The organism is Parasedimentitalea denitrificans (assembly GCF_011813015.1).
In the GTDB taxonomy this organism is placed as follows: domain Bacteria; phylum Pseudomonadota; class Alphaproteobacteria; order Rhodobacterales; family Rhodobacteraceae; genus Parasedimentitalea; species Parasedimentitalea denitrificans.
The window spans coordinates 124,421-138,761 of sequence record NZ_QHLQ01000001.1; the positions used below are offsets into that span (position 1 = coordinate 124,421).

Genomic DNA, 14,341 nt, shown 5'->3' on the forward strand with positions numbered 1-14,341 from the left:
GGTTTTCACAGCAACACCTGCAAGGCTATTCGCCTGACCACGTCTGCAGCAGATAGATCGACTGGAACGCGGTCAACCGGAGCAAACAGGACAAAACCGCCGGCCCACCGCCGCTGCCACCACCCCACTGCGACTGCTCAAAGTCACAGGTTGCGTCACGATAAGCGATCCAGGACCGCTGCATATCCCGCAATGCTGGCACCATACGGGGCGCAGAAGACTGCATACTGTCCAGCTCGGCATCCTGCGGTTTGTAGGCGTCTTTCAGCAGCTTATAGGTCTGGTTCAACTGCCCATCCCAATACACCCGCTCCTTATCGATACACTCCATCATTCCAATGGTTGTGAACCCTTCCTCAGAGTTCTCCATACAAGCGTTGGCTGACATCCCGATGCACTGCCTGCGATCATCGATCGTGTCTGCCTGCATTGCGCAGGTGTTTGTAGCCTCATCCGAATAGACCACTTCCTGTGCCGAAACAGGGCTTCCCAAGAGTAGAGCTATAGCAAGTATTTTTTTCAATTCATTGCCCCCATTAATTCACGACCAATAAGCATACGACGAATTTCTGAAGTCCCGGCGCCGATTTCCATCAGCTTGGCATCGCGGAATATGCGACCCACCGGGTTGTCCGACAAATAACCAGCGCCACCCAGCGCCTGTACGGCCTGATGAGCCTGTACCATCGCCTGTTCGGATGCATACAGACAACAAGCCGCCGCATCCTGACGGGTAACAGTACCCCGGTCACAGGCCTTGGCAACCTCATAGACATAGGCACGCGCCGAGTTCATGGCAGTGTACATGTCGGCAATCTTGCCCTGCATCAGCTGAAATGAACCAATGGGTTTTCCGAATTGCTTACGCTCGGCCAGATAAGGCATCATCTCATCCATGCAAGACGCCATGATTCCGGTGCCAATGCCGGCCAGAACAACGCGCTCATAGTCAAGGCCAGACATAAGAACCGCAACACCGCGACCCTCTTCGCCCAGCACATTCTCGAACGGCACTTCTACATCGTCAAAGATCAACTCGGCAGTGTTTGACCCGCGCATCCCTAGCTTGTCGAAATGCGGCGAGGTAGAGAATCCCTTCATCTCTTTCTCAACGATAAAGGCGGTGATCCCTTTGGACCCAGCATCCGGATCGGTCTTGGCATAAACAACCAGAGTGTCGGCATCCGGACCATTGGTAATCCAGTATTTATTGCCATTCAGTCGGTAATGATCGTTGCGCTTCTCCGCACGCAGAGACATTGAAACAACGTCTGACCCAGCCCCGGCCTCGGACATGGCCAGGGCACCGACATGCTCGCCAGACACCAAACCCGGCAGATACTTCGCCTTTTGCTCTGGCGTGCCGTTCAATTTGATCTGATTAACGCAAAGGTTCGAGTGCGCGCCGTACGATAGCGACACTGAAGCACTGGCGCGGGCGATCTCTTCAACGGCAATGGTATGTGCCAGATAGGACATGCCTGCCCCACCGAATTCCTCAGGAACCGTGACGCCCAGCAGCCCCAGCTCTCCCATCTCTTTCCACAACTCGGCAGGGAACTCATTGTTCTGGTCAACCTGCTGCGCCATCGGCCGAACCCGATCCTGCGCCCAGCGGTGCACCATGTCGCGCAGGGCATTCACGTCGTCACCTAGATCGAATTGCATGCTGGCATTGAACATCGCAGGCTCCCTCCCAAGGGTAGTCTTAAATTATATGAACAGTCGTTCATTAACTAGAACAGGGTTTGATTCGCGTCAACCACGCTCACCACACCCAGAGAAATCCTAGGGTGACTGCCATTTTCAGTTAGCATACCTACAATCTGGACGTGCGTGCACATTCAGGCAACGAAAGAGTTACTTGCGTCAGCTTGAGAAGAATGTCGTAGTCACACTGCGCGTGTTAGATCTTGCCGAACAAAACCGATGTTACGGCATCACTGCCCCTGAAACACCGCGGCAACCTCGGCCCGAATGATCCGGGCGATCAGCGCACAGTCTTCTAGGCTGAATGTCAGAGGAACCCGCATATCGACGATGCCCGCAAGGATACGGTCACTTTCTGGCAGGCTTTGCTTATTGGCGTAGCGCCAACTATCGTAGCGTGAAGTAAAGGCAATCGGCTCGGCTCCTCCGAACCACTTTAGTTCGACCCCGCGTTCGCCACAGCGGCGAATGACCTCTTGCACCTTGTCCGACGACCAGTCGAGCAACAGAAACTGGATAGATGAGCCAACATAGGTCTCTGCCTCTGGCCGGTTGATCACCCGCGATCCCGGAGTGTCACGCAGCCCCTCCTCGACACAGCGATACCGCGCATTCCAGCGCTCGACCTGAGTATCAAGATCGGCCAGTTGAGGCCTCAGGATGGCAGCACGCAGATTATCCATTCGCCCCGAAATATTGGGCGTTTCATATTTGATGCGATCAAACACCGACGGATCCGGCGCCGCCAGGTGACGCTCAAACAACATGTAAGACCCGGACAACATAATGGCCCGCGCAGCGATGTCCTCGTCGTCGGTGATCAGCAAACCGCCCTCACCCGAATTCACGTGCTTATAGGTCTGGCAGGAATAACAGCCAACGGCCCCTTGCCGACCGGACGCAACGCCATTCCATGCTGCCCCCATTGTATGGGCGCAATCCTCGATCACGGTAACTCCCGCTTCATCGCAGATCTTCATCAGGCGATCCATATCACACAGATGGCCGCGCATATGGCTCAGCATCAAGACCTTGGCCTGCCCCGCCTTGGCCGCCAGATCATCCAGATCAATCACCAGATCTTCGGTTACACCGACAAACACCGGCTCGGCCCCGACCGAGGCAATGGAGCCCGGCACTGGCGCTAGGGTGAACGCATTGGTTAGAACTTTATCGCCAGACTTAACGCCAACAGCCCGCAACGCCGTGGCCATGGCATATCCGCCTGACGCAACGGCCAGGCAGTATTTGGCCCCCATCTGCGCCGCGAACTCCTGCTCTAGCAGCGCGGCTTCGCCCAACTCACCTGCCTCGACGTTATAGCGATGCAAACGCCCGTTGCGCATAACCTCCAACGCCGCTGCAATCGCGGCGTCTGAAAGTGGCTCTTGCTGGGTGAAACTGCCTGAAAAAATCTCGCTCATTCAATGTTTCTGAGCCGCCTTTGGGGGATGGTCAAGAGGTGACACCGCCAAAACCATCACAACTTTACCGGCAAGCGATCACCCAATCAGCCGTTCCACCATTTCTGGCAGTTCTTTAAAATCATGCAACAAGCCTTCGGGTTTCAGCGCCGCCATATCCTCGCCCGATGGACCGAATGTTACCAGCACTGATGGAACCCCCGCCGCAGCCGATGTGTTGCGGTCGGTATCACTATCGCCGATCAGAATTGTCTTTGCCGGATCACCACCAGCCCGCCGTGCGGCCTCACGCAGGGGCTCTGGATCAGGCTTGCGAACGGGCAATGTATCTGCTCCAACCAGCGAGGAAAACGCATCGCGCACACCGAGCTGAGCCAGCAACAAATCGGCTAGCCCCTCAGGCTTATTTGTACAGATTCCAACGCCATAGCCAGCACTTCTCAACACTTCGACTGCATCCATTGCACCTGGATACAACACTGTATGCAGGGCTATCGACTCTCTGTATGCATCCAGAAGTACAGGGTAATATTCATCCACTGTCGCCACATCGAAGCACTGCGCCCGCTCTAGACCTCGGGTCAGCATCATCCGACCACCACGCAGCGCAACTGCGGCATCTTCGGGCCGATTCAGAACATCCCCTAACCCCATTTGCCGAAAACACGTATTGGCCGCGGCGAGCAAATCCCCTGACGTATCAGCCAAGGTCCCGTCCAGATCAAAAATTACCGTTCGCATTCTCGCCCCTTTCGGCGTATTTCCGCCATATGATATTGCAAGCCGCAACCTTGTTTGATGTGCAGATAGCTTGTACCCCGCCCCGTAGCAGATAAAACGGGTTAAACATGAAATTAAAGAGAAAAGCCATATGAGCACCGCCCTGATTATCCTGGCCGCAGGCAAAGGCACCCGGATGAATTCTGATCTGCCAAAGGTCCTGCATCCAATCGCCCAAGCGCCAATGTTGGCCCATGCTATGCAGGCTGGTAGCGCGCTGAACCCGGACCAGACAGTTATCGTCGCCGGTCACGAGGCTGAGGCCGTCACCGCAGCTGTGGCTGATATTGACGAAACCGCGCAGGTGGTGCTGCAGACAGAGCAACTGGGCACTGCCCATGCAGTTGATCAGGCCCGAGCAGCACTAGATGGTTTTCAGGGCGATGTTGTGGTGCTGTATGGCGACACCCCTTTTCTGCAACCCGACACCTTGGAACGTATGATCGCAGCCCGCGCAAAGGCAGATCTGGTAATCCTCGGCTTTCAGGCCGCTGATCCTGCCCGCTATGGACGCTTGGTCATGGATGGCGACAATCTGGAACGCATCGTTGAATACAAAGATGCCAGCGAAGCTGAACGCGCCATATCCTTCTGCAATTCGGGTCTTATGGCCTGCGACGCCGAGCTTTTGTTCGACCTGATTAGCAAGGTCGGCAACGAAAACGCATCCGGCGAGTATTATCTGACCGATGTGGTCGAGCTGGCCCGCGCTCAAGGGCGCAGCGTTACCGCTGTGGCCTGCGACGAAGAGGAAACTCTGGGCGTGAACTCGCGTGCCGATCTGGCCCGTGCTGACGCAGTTTTCCAATCCCGCGCCCGTGCTGAATTGCTGGATCTGGGTGTCACCTTGATGGCCCCAGAAACGGTCTATCTGTCGCTGGACACCTTTATTGGTCGCGACACGGTCATCGAACCCAACGTGGTCTTTGGCCCCGGTGTGACCGTGGAAAGCGGTGCCTTGATCCGGGCCTTTTCACACCTCGAAGGCTGCCACGTTAGCCGTGGTGCAAAGGTTGGCCCCTATGCCCGCCTGCGCCCCGGCGCAGAACTGTCCGAAGACACCCACGTGGGCAACTTTGTCGAAATCAAGAACGCCGAAATCGCCGAAGGTGCCAAGGTCAACCACCTTAGCTACATCGGCGATGCTTCGGTCGGCAAAAAGACCAACATTGGCGCTGGCACCATCACCTGCAACTACGACGGGGTGATGAAGCATCAGACCGAAATTGGCGCCAATGCATTTATCGGGTCGAACACCCTACTGGTCGCCCCAGTGAAAGTTGGCGACGAGGCCATGACGGCAACAGGCACGGTCATTACCAAAGATGTTGAGGATGGCGCCTTGGCCATCGCACGCACAGCACAAACCAACAAGCCAGGCCGGGCGCAAAAACTGATGGATATTCTGCGCGCCAAAAAGGCCCGCCGCGACGGAGGTAAAGGCTGATGTGTGGAATTGTTGGAATACTAGGTAGCCATGAAGTTGCGCCAATTCTGGTCGAGGCTCTGAAACGTCTGGAATACCGAGGCTATGACAGCGCAGGCATTGCAACCATCAATGACAAGGTGCTGGACCGCCGCCGTGCCGTAGGCAAGCTGGTGAATCTAAGCGATCTACTGGTACACGAACCGCTGGCCGGCAAATCAGGTATCGGACACACCCGTTGGGCCACCCATGGTGCGCCAACAACCAGCAACGCGCATCCTCACATGGCTGGCACTGTCTCGGTTGTTCACAACGGCATCATCGAAAACTTCAAGGAATTGCGCGAAGAGCTTGCCTCGCACGGCATGTCCTTTGAAACAGAAACCGACACTGAAACCGTCGCGCTGCTGTGCCAGCACTACAAAAACGAGGGTCACGCATCGGCCGAGGCCGCGCGTAAAACCGTAGAGCGTCTGGATGGCGCCTTTGCACTGGCCTTTTTGTTCGACGGCGAAGAGGATCTAATGATTGCAGCCCGCAAGGGCTCTCCCCTAGCGATCGGCCACGGCGAAGGTGAAATGTACGTGGGGTCCGATGCTTTTGCACTGGCACCCCTAACTGATCAGATCACTTACCTTGAGGAAGGCGATTTTGCCATTCTGACCCGCACTAGCCTGCAAATCTGGGACAGCAACGGCAACCAGATCAATCGCGAGAAACGCCAGATCCAACTGGACGCAACCCGCGTGGACAAAGACGGCCATAAGCATTTCATGGCCAAGGAAATCGCCGAACAACCGGTGGCCATCGACCGCACGCTACACGCCTACCTGTCGGAAACTGACGACATCACCCTGCCGGATGAGCTGGACTTTACCAAGATCGATCGCGTTACCATGGTGGCCTGCGGCACGGGTCATTATGCCTGTTTGGTGGGGAAATATTGGTTTGAACAGATCGCCAAGATGCCAGTCGAAGTCGATGTTGCATCTGAGTTCAGGTACCGCGAACCGCCAGTGTCGGATCGCACACTGGCCTTGTTTGCCAGCCAATCCGGTGAAACCGCTGACACACTGGCCGCCCTGCGTTACATGAGTGGTAAGGCGGATCAGATTGTTGGCTTGGTGAACGTCTCCGAAAGCTCGATTGCACGCGAAAGTGACGTTATCCTACCCTTGTATGCCGGCCCCGAAATCTCGGTTGCCTCGACCAAAGCGTTCACGTGCCAGTTGACGATCCTGTTGATCATGGCGCTAAAGGCCGCTCAGCAGCGTGGTATCCCATTGCCCGAAGGAATGCCGAGCGATCTGCGCGCCATTCCGGGGCTGATCCATCAGTCATTGATGCTCGAAGAGCAAATCACGGCATCCTCTCGTGGGCTTGCGACGGCAAGAGACATTATCTTTCTGGGTCGCGGCCAGCTTTACCCCCTGGCACTCGAAGGTGCACTAAAGCTGAAAGAGCTTAGCTACATCCATGCTGAAGGATACGCGAGCGGTGAGTTGAAACATGGGCCGATTGCGCTGATCGAAGACACTGTGCCAGTGATCGTGCTGGCCCCGCGTGACGCACTGTTTGAGAAGACCATCTCTAACATGCAGGAGGTCATGGCGCGCGGTGGCCGTGTTGTACTGATAACGGACGCAGAAGGCGCAAGAATTGCGGGCGAAGGGACATCCGAAGTCATAACCATGCCACAAGTCCCAAATGCACTAGCGCCGATTTTATATGCGATCCCAGCGCAATTAGTGGCCTATCATACAGCGATAGCCAAGGGCACAGATGTGGACCAACCCCGTAATCTGGCCAAATCGGTGACAGTAGAATGAGCGACACACACTTCCTATTCCTTGAACAATTGCGCGCCTTGGCCAATGCTGAACGCGCAGCCGGCATGGCCAGCTATCACAAGGTCAAACGTGAATATCTGGGCCTGACCAATCCGCAGGTCAACGACCTGACCAAGGAATGGCGCAAAGAGATGACAGTCGACGAGCGCGTCGAAGTGGCCGATGGCCTGTGGCAGACTGATATATTCGAAGCACGACTAGCAGCCACCAAACTGCTAACACAGGCCCGCATCCGGCCCGATGATGCGGTGTGGGATCTTTTGCAAAGCTGGGTTCCTGATTTTGACAGCTGGGCACTGGCAGATCACGCCTGTTCGGCGATCCAGAAACGTCTAGTGGCCGACCCAACGCGGCTGGACGCGGTTGAAACCTGGACCACATCCGAAAACCTGTGGACCCGGCGGGCAGCTTTGGTAGCCACCCTTCCCTGGACCAAGCAGAACAATCCAAAACAAGAAGAGCTAGAGTGTCGCGAGCGTATTCTGAGGTGGGCTGCGACCTATGCGCAGGACCAGAAATGGTTCATCCAGAAATCCGTAGCCTGGTGGCTGCGCGATCTGTCCAAACACGATGCGCAGCGCGTGCATGACTTTCTGGCGGTAAATGGCGAGCACTTGAAGAACTTTGCCCGCAAGGAAGCCCTCAAATATCTGAAGTGAACGTTGTTTCACAAAGACTGAAACCAATGCGCCCATCCCTATCTCGGGTGGGCGCATTGAAAGTTGGTTGTCGCCTCGGCGGTGTTGCCCCTTAGGACGCAGCGGATACTTTTAACTCGACCAATTCAGTCAGCGGCGCGCCAAGTGCGCGCATAGCATCAATGGATAACCGACTGCCCGCACTGGCCTCGCCAGCGATTGGGCGCAGTGTCAAAGTCACATTGCCCCCCGTCGCACTGCGCACCCGCGCCATCTGCTCAGTTGTCACCAACGGCGTCTCCATCCACAATCCGGGCACTGTCGGATCGCCTAACCCGGCAATCGTGGTGGCAGATCCAGAAAACATCACATCAGGAGTAACCTCTGGCACCGCCTCAACAGGATCCAATGCAACCGCTTCGACTTCCTCGGCAGGTGGGATGACCGGATTATCATCCGAGAAACGATCTGGGATCAGGTTACAGGCTGACAACAGCGACACAGCGGGGAGAGAAAGAATAAATAAGCGCATAGGCAGACACTAGCCCCACAAATCATGCTTTGCCAACCACTTCTCCCACAATAGGCTTGCCGCAGGCTAAACCCCGCCTTACCTAGGTTCTATGACAGCACCTCTTATCGATCCATTCGCCCGCGCCATCACATATCTACGCGTTTCGGTCACCGACCGTTGCGACTTTCGTTGTGTCTACTGCATGTCGGAAAACATGACCTTTCTGCCAAAGAAAGAGCTGCTGACGCTGGAAGAACTGGATCGAATGTGCTCGTCCTTTATCAATATGGGCGTACAGAAACTCCGCATTACGGGTGGCGAGCCCTTGGTCCGTCGCGGCATCATGACGTTTTTCAACGCGATGACCCGACATCTGGAAAGCGGCGCCTTGAAAGAACTGACCGTAACCACCAATGGGTCACAGCTGGAAAAATACGCTCAGGATCTGTTCAACGCCGGTGTACGCCGGATCAACATCTCGATGGATACCATTGATGAACAGAAGTTCGCCGACATCACCCGTTGGGGCCGCCTGCCCCAAGTTATGCGCGGGATTGACGCGGCACAAAAGGCTGGTCTGAAGATCAAGATCAACGCTGTAGCACTCAAAGGCTTCAACGAAGACGAACTACCGACCATCACCGAATGGTGTGCCGACCGCGAAATGGATCTGACCTGGATCGAAGTCATGCCCATGGGCGATCTTGGCAACGAAGATCGGTTTGGTCAGTACTGGTCGCTGAAAGACGTGCGCAAAGCTTATGAAGACCATTATCAGGTTACAGATCTTGCCGAGAGCACCGGCGGCCCGGCCCGCTACGTCCGGCTGGAACAGACCGGCCAGAAAATTGGTTTTATCACCCCGATGAGCCATAACTTTTGCGAAAGCTGCAACCGGGTTCGCCTGACCTGCACTGGCGAGCTGTACACCTGCCTTGGCCAAGAAGGCATGCAGGACCTGAAACCTGCCATGCGTGAGAACCCCGATAGCGAGGAAGCACTGGAGCAAGCCATTCGCGCCGCAATCGGTCTTAAACCCAAGGGTCATGATTTCGACTATTCACGCCAGCGCGCTGACGGGCAAATGTCTCGCCACATGAGCCACACTGGCGGCTAAAGATGACACCCAATGGCGGCGGCCCAACGCTGCTTTATTACATGTACCGTAGCGCCACCGCCCTGGTGGCACCCTTTGCGTTCCGCAAAGTCGCAGCCAGGCTGGCCGCGCATGGGGTTACAGCTGAACGTCAGCAAGAACGAAATGGGCATGCCACCCTACCCCGCCCAGATGGACAGGTGGTCTGGCTTCATGGCGCGTCCGTCGGCGAAAGCTTGGCCGCACTGACACTGATCAAACGCCTTGGTGAACACCTGCCTCACGCCCATTTTCTGCTGACATCAGGCACCGCCACCGCACAACAAGTCGTGGAAAGACGGATGCCTCCGCGCTGCCGCCACCAATTTGCCCCGCTGGATGCCGCAGGTCCAGTGCGCCGGTTCTTGTCCCATTGGCGCCCTAGCGCTGGTATCTTTGTCGAAAGCGAACTGTGGCCAGTCACTTTGGCCTCGACCAGAGCAACAGGCGCGAAATTGGCGCTGGTGAATGCCCGCCTGTCTGACAGGTCAGTGGCACGATGGAGGGCCAAGGCCCCGACAGCCCTATTTGTCATGGAGCAGTTTTCACTGTTCCTGACCCAGAACCAACACATCTCCGACAGCCTGCTCGAACTTGGCGCACACCCGGACCGGGTCCGCGACGGCGGCAACCTCAAGGCCGGATCTGATCCGCTGCCCGCTGACGAGGCGCTGCTCGTACAGATGCACGACGCCTTGGGGTCGCGACCGGCATGGGTGGCCAGCTCAACCCACATCGGCGAAGAACAACCTGTTCTCACCGCCCACAAGGCCCTGCTAGAACACCACCCCGACCTGTGCTTGGTGCTTACTCCACGCCACCCCGAGCGGGGTGACGACGTTGCCGATCTGATCGCCAAGGCCGGATTGACCTACGCCCGACGCAGCAAAGATGAACTGCCAACAGAAAAAACACAGGTCTATCTGGCCGACACTATGGGTGAACTCGGCACCTGGTATGCACTGTCTCCTATCGTATTCCTTGGTGGCTCACTAGAACCCATCGGCGGCCATAACCCCTTCGAAGTAGCCCGCGCAGGGGCCGCCGTTATTACAGGACCCGGTTATCACAATTTTACCGAAACATTTCCGCCAATGATCGCAGCCAAAGGCGCGGTAGAAATCCATGATGCCGATCAGCTAAGCCAAGCAGTTTCAAATTGGCTTACCCAGCCCGACACCCTGCATCAGGCCCAACAGGCAGCAGGTGAATTCGCAACCCAACAGTCGGCTGTGCTGGACGGGCTGATTGAAATGTTGATCGACCATTTGGATCTGGACCCGAAAAATGCCTGAACTCTTTGTCACCAACTTCAACAAGAACTTCACCGGAGTGTCCGCCACCGCCGCCAATGTGATCCGCCAGCAGGCCAAACACCACGATCTGCGCCTAGTTGGCTATCCCCTTCCCGGCTGCCCTGACCCGATCACATTGAAACAGGCCCGCCTGCTCAGCAAACAACCACCGACGGGACGTGATTTCGCCATTTGGCACGTGCGCCGCAATCCGGAAATGCGCGCTGCGATCTGGTCCCGCGACGTTCTGCGTCTGCCGATCCGCATTGTCTTCACTTCTGCTGCACAGCGCCTGCACTCCTCGTATCCCCGCTGGCTGATCCGGCAAATGGATGCCATCGTCGCCACCACCGACATTGCCGCCCGTTATGTTTCTAAGGTGCGCGCCGTGGTGCCACATGGGGTCGATACCGACCTTTTCACGCCTTCGCAGGACCGCGCCGCAGCATGGACAGCACTGGGCTACGGTGGCAACCTCGGCCTAGCCACTATCGGCCGCATCCGCCCTGAAAAAGGCACAGATGTCTTTGTCGACGCCATGATCCAACTGCTGCCAAAACTGCCCGACGCCCGCGCCCTTGTCATCGGGCGCGCCGGACGCGAGCACCAGAAATTCCTGGCGGATCTTAAAACCCGCATCGCATCAGCAGGCCTGACCGATCGCATCCTTTTCCCTGGCGAGATTGCCGCCACAGAACTCCCAAACCTGATGCGCGGATTATCACTGGTCATGCAACTCCCCCGCTACGAAGGCTACGGAATGGTCCCCCTCGAAGGCATGGCCAGTGGAGTGCCCTTCGTCGGCACCCCAGCAGGTTACTACGACGAATTCTCGGCACAGGGAAAAACCGGAACCATAGTCCCACTTGGCGCGGCAGATCAGGCCGCCGCAGCGGCACTCGCGATCCTGACGGTTCCAACACGTCACGCCAGCATGAGCAATGCAGCCCGAGAAACCGCACTTGATAGCTTCAGCGCGCTGTCAGAAGCCGTCGGAATTGAAAACGTCTACCGCGATCTGTGGACCAAAGAGCCGTAAAACAATAGCTCCGAGCTCTTCAAGCCCCAAGCCCTCGCCAAAATGGATCAAACTTCATCTGGCTAAAAATATCCTCGGGGGTGAATTGGCCAAAGGCCAAGAGGGGGCAGACAGCCCCCTCCCCTTTTTCAGACCTTAGGCAGCTGGCATCCGCTGCTCAACAATTTCAGCCCACCAGCTGCATCCGGCAGGAATGGCCTCATCGTTGAAATTGTACTCAGGGTGGTGCACAGCCGCAGTATCGCCGTTGCCGACCAGAATATAAGCGCCAGGGCGCTCTTCCAGCATAAAGGCAAAGTCTTCGCCGCCCATCACCAATCCTGCATGCTCACAATCACCCGAAATCTTGCGGGCCACGTCAGCGGCAAATTCTGTCTGTTCATCATGATTGACCATCGTCGGATAGCCCCGGATGTAATTGACATCCACAGTCCCACCAAACGTCGCTGCAATGCCCGAGCAGATCTCGTTGATCCGCTTTTCAGCCAGATCACGCATCTCCTTGCTCATGGTACGAACTGTGCCCTTCATCTGCACCTTCTGCGGGATCACGTTGAACGCCTTGGAAGAGGTCTCAAACGAAGTCACCGAGACAACAACCTGATCCACGGGATCAGCATTGCGGCTGGAAATGGTCTGCAACGCCAATACGGCCTGTGCTGCCATCACAGTGGTATCAACGGTATTGTGTGGCATCGCAGCGTGACCACCCAGCCCCTCAAAGGAGATATCGAACTGGTCTGTTGCAGCAAAGAATGGACCTGAACGGATGGCAAATGCGCCAACTGGCTTACCTGGCCAGTTGTGCATGCCATACACTTCCTGGATGTTCCAACGGTCCATCATGCCGTCTTCGCACATTTCACGACCGCCACCGCCACCTTCTTCGGCTGGCTGGAAGATAACCACTACGGTGCCATCAAAATTGCGGGTTTCAGACAAATACTTAGCAGCGCCCAGCAACATCGCTGTGTGACCGTCGTGACCACAGGCATGCATCGCCCCGTCAGTTTTAGAGGCATAGTCCAGCCCGGTTGCCTCGTGGATCGGCAAGGCATCCATATCCGCGCGCAGACCGATAACCTTACCTGCGCTGTCGCTTTTGCCCTTAATCACACCCACCACGCCGGTGCGGCCAATGCCAGTGACGATCTCATCACAACCAAACTCTTTCAGCTTTTCAGCAACCAAGGCGCTGGTGCGGTGCGTTTCGAACAGGATTTCGGGGTTTTCGTGAATGTCGCGGCGCCATTCGGTGATTTCCGACTGCAACTCGGCAAAGCGGTTCTTAACAGGCATCTTGGGTCTTCCTTCTTCAGAGTGCGGGCATTCGTCGTTCAACCAGTTCGGCGAACCAACTGCATCCCGCAGGGGTAGCATCATCGTTAAAATCAAAAGCGGGGTGATGGCACATGGCACTGTCACCATTGCCAATCGAGATATAGGCGCCGGGGCGTTCTTCCAGCATATAGGCAAAATCTTCGGACGGCATGATCGGGTCAGCGTTGTCATTGACCGATCCTGCAACCGCGCGTGCAGCGTCTGCTGCATACCCGGTTTCATCCGGTGTGTTGATGGTCGCTGGATACCCAGCGTCCCAGTTCACCTCAGCCGAAGCCCCAAAAGCCGAAGCGGTATCGGTCGCAATCCGGCGAACACGCTCTTCGGCCAATTTGCGATATTCGGGGTCCAGCGTGCGAACAGTCCCTGCCATGCGCACCGAATGCGCAATGACATTTGAGGCCTCACTGTCTGTCTTGAATGTACCAACCGTTAAAACGACCCGTTTGATCGGATCTACATTGCGCGCAACAATAGTTTGCAATGAAATCAGAATATGGGCCGCAACCAGTGTGGTATCGACAGCCTCGTGTGGCACCGCGGCGTGGCCGCCCTTGCCTGTCACGATAATTTCAAATTCGTCTGACGAAGCCAGCGATGCTCCGTTGCAGATCGAAAACTCGCCCACAGGTAAGCCCGGTTCATTGTGCATACCGTAGACTTCCTGGATCCCCCAGCGGTCCATCAAGCCATCGTCACACATTGCCTTAGCCCCTGCGCCGCCTTCTTCGGCGGGTTGGAAGATCAACACGGCTGTGCCGTCGAAATTGCGGGTCTCGGCGAGATACTTGGCGGCCCCCAGCAACATCGATGTATGGCCGTCATGGCCACAGGCATGCATCTTACCCGGCACTTTTGATGAGTATTCAGCCCCGGTAGCTTCTTCGATTGGAAGCGCATCCATATCCGCCCGCAGTCCAACCACCCGGCCCTTGGTATCGGTTTTACCTTTGATGGTCGCCACGACACCCGTGCGGCCAATTCCAGTGGTAATCTCGGTGATGCCAAATTCCTTCAGCCGCTCGACAACAAACGCAGCCGTTTCATGCACATCATACAGCAACTCAGGATTTTCATGCAGATGCCGACGCCAGCCGGTTATCTCACCATGCATCTCGGCAAAACTGTTCTTGATTGGCATGACAACCTCCCCATGGTCCGCGCACTCTCAGGTAAATAAGTTGCCTTA

13 protein-coding genes are annotated in these 14,341 nt (G+C 56.3%); 6 read left to right on the top strand and 7 right to left on the bottom strand.

The genetic code is table 11. The annotated features are described in order from the left end of the window. Nucleotides 1-25 precede the first annotated feature (25 nt). From DL239_RS00645 to DL239_RS00660, 4 genes are all read right to left on the bottom strand, one after another. Entirely contained in the window at nucleotides 26-493 is a 468-nt protein-coding gene (locus tag DL239_RS00645) for a lysozyme inhibitor LprI family protein (RefSeq protein WP_240931640.1), read from the bottom strand. A gap of 26 nt (nucleotides 494-519) precedes the next feature. Then, nucleotides 520-1,683, bottom strand: coding sequence for an isovaleryl-CoA dehydrogenase (locus DL239_RS00650; protein ID WP_167681204.1), 1,164 nt, complete (start codon nucleotides 1,681-1,683; stop codon nucleotides 520-522). Nucleotides 1,684-1,940: 257 nt separating this feature from the next. Continuing rightward, entirely contained in the window at nucleotides 1,941-3,134 is a 1,194-nt protein-coding gene (locus tag DL239_RS00655; protein ID WP_167681206.1) for a DegT/DnrJ/EryC1/StrS family aminotransferase, read from the bottom strand. A 78-nt stretch (nucleotides 3,135-3,212) separates the two neighbouring features. After that, the gene (locus DL239_RS00660; RefSeq protein WP_167681208.1) at nucleotides 3,213-3,875 is read right to left on the bottom strand and encodes an HAD-IA family hydrolase; all 663 of its coding nucleotides are present in this window, start codon (nucleotides 3,873-3,875) and stop codon (nucleotides 3,213-3,215) included. Between the two features lie 130 nt (nucleotides 3,876-4,005). Here DL239_RS00660 and glmU point away from each other — a divergent pair, with 130 nt between their 5' ends. Genes glmU through DL239_RS00675 form a run of 3 tightly spaced genes read left to right on the top strand, consistent with a single transcriptional unit; the run spans nucleotide 4,006 to nucleotide 7,849 of the window. Then, on the top strand, nucleotides 4,006-5,361 hold the full coding sequence (glmU, locus tag DL239_RS00665; protein ID WP_167681210.1) for a bifunctional UDP-N-acetylglucosamine diphosphorylase/glucosamine-1-phosphate N-acetyltransferase GlmU: 1,356 nt from the start codon (nucleotides 4,006-4,008) through the stop codon (nucleotides 5,359-5,361). Next, a complete protein-coding gene (gene glmS / locus DL239_RS00670) occupies nucleotides 5,361-7,169 on the top strand; it encodes a glutamine--fructose-6-phosphate transaminase (isomerizing) (protein WP_167681212.1) in 1,809 nt (602 codons plus the stop codon). The genes glmU and glmS overlap by 1 nt, the downstream gene beginning before the upstream one ends. Continuing rightward, nucleotides 7,166-7,849: a DNA alkylation repair protein gene (locus DL239_RS00675; protein WP_167681214.1), complete on the top strand. Its 684-nt coding sequence runs from the start codon at nucleotides 7,166-7,168 to the stop codon at nucleotides 7,847-7,849. The genes glmS and DL239_RS00675 overlap by 4 nt, the downstream gene beginning before the upstream one ends. Before the next feature lie 91 nt (nucleotides 7,850-7,940). Here the strand turns inward: DL239_RS00675 and DL239_RS00680 are convergent, their stop codons facing one another. After that, the gene (locus DL239_RS00680; RefSeq protein WP_167681216.1) at nucleotides 7,941-8,360 is read right to left on the bottom strand and encodes a hypothetical protein; all 420 of its coding nucleotides are present in this window, start codon (nucleotides 8,358-8,360) and stop codon (nucleotides 7,941-7,943) included. Nucleotides 8,361-8,451: 91 nt separating this feature from the next. Between DL239_RS00680 and moaA the strand changes: the two genes are divergently transcribed. The 3 genes from moaA to DL239_RS00695 are packed head-to-tail and all read left to right on the top strand — an operon-like array spanning nucleotide 8,452 to nucleotide 11,811. Then, nucleotides 8,452-9,459: a GTP 3',8-cyclase MoaA gene (gene moaA / locus DL239_RS00685; protein WP_167681218.1), complete on the top strand. Its 1,008-nt coding sequence runs from the start codon at nucleotides 8,452-8,454 to the stop codon at nucleotides 9,457-9,459. Between the two features lie 2 nt (nucleotides 9,460-9,461). Next, on the top strand, nucleotides 9,462-10,772 hold the full coding sequence (locus DL239_RS00690; RefSeq protein ID WP_167681220.1) for a 3-deoxy-D-manno-octulosonic acid transferase: 1,311 nt from the start codon (nucleotides 9,462-9,464) through the stop codon (nucleotides 10,770-10,772). Then, entirely contained in the window at nucleotides 10,765-11,811 is a 1,047-nt protein-coding gene (locus DL239_RS00695; RefSeq protein ID WP_167681222.1) for a glycosyltransferase family 4 protein, read from the top strand. Before DL239_RS00690 ends, DL239_RS00695 begins: the two co-directional genes overlap by 8 nt. 135 nt (nucleotides 11,812-11,946) lie before the next feature. Here the strand turns inward: DL239_RS00695 and DL239_RS00700 are convergent, their stop codons facing one another. Together DL239_RS00700 and DL239_RS00705 are read right to left on the bottom strand one after the other, a co-directional pair. Further along, nucleotides 11,947-13,110: a M20 aminoacylase family protein gene (locus DL239_RS00700; protein WP_167681224.1), complete on the bottom strand. Its 1,164-nt coding sequence runs from the start codon at nucleotides 13,108-13,110 to the stop codon at nucleotides 11,947-11,949. Nucleotides 13,111-13,126: 16 nt separating this feature from the next. After that, nucleotides 13,127-14,293, bottom strand: coding sequence for a M20 aminoacylase family protein (locus tag DL239_RS00705; RefSeq protein WP_167681226.1), 1,167 nt, complete (start codon nucleotides 14,291-14,293; stop codon nucleotides 13,127-13,129). Nucleotides 14,294-14,341 lie beyond the last annotated feature (48 nt).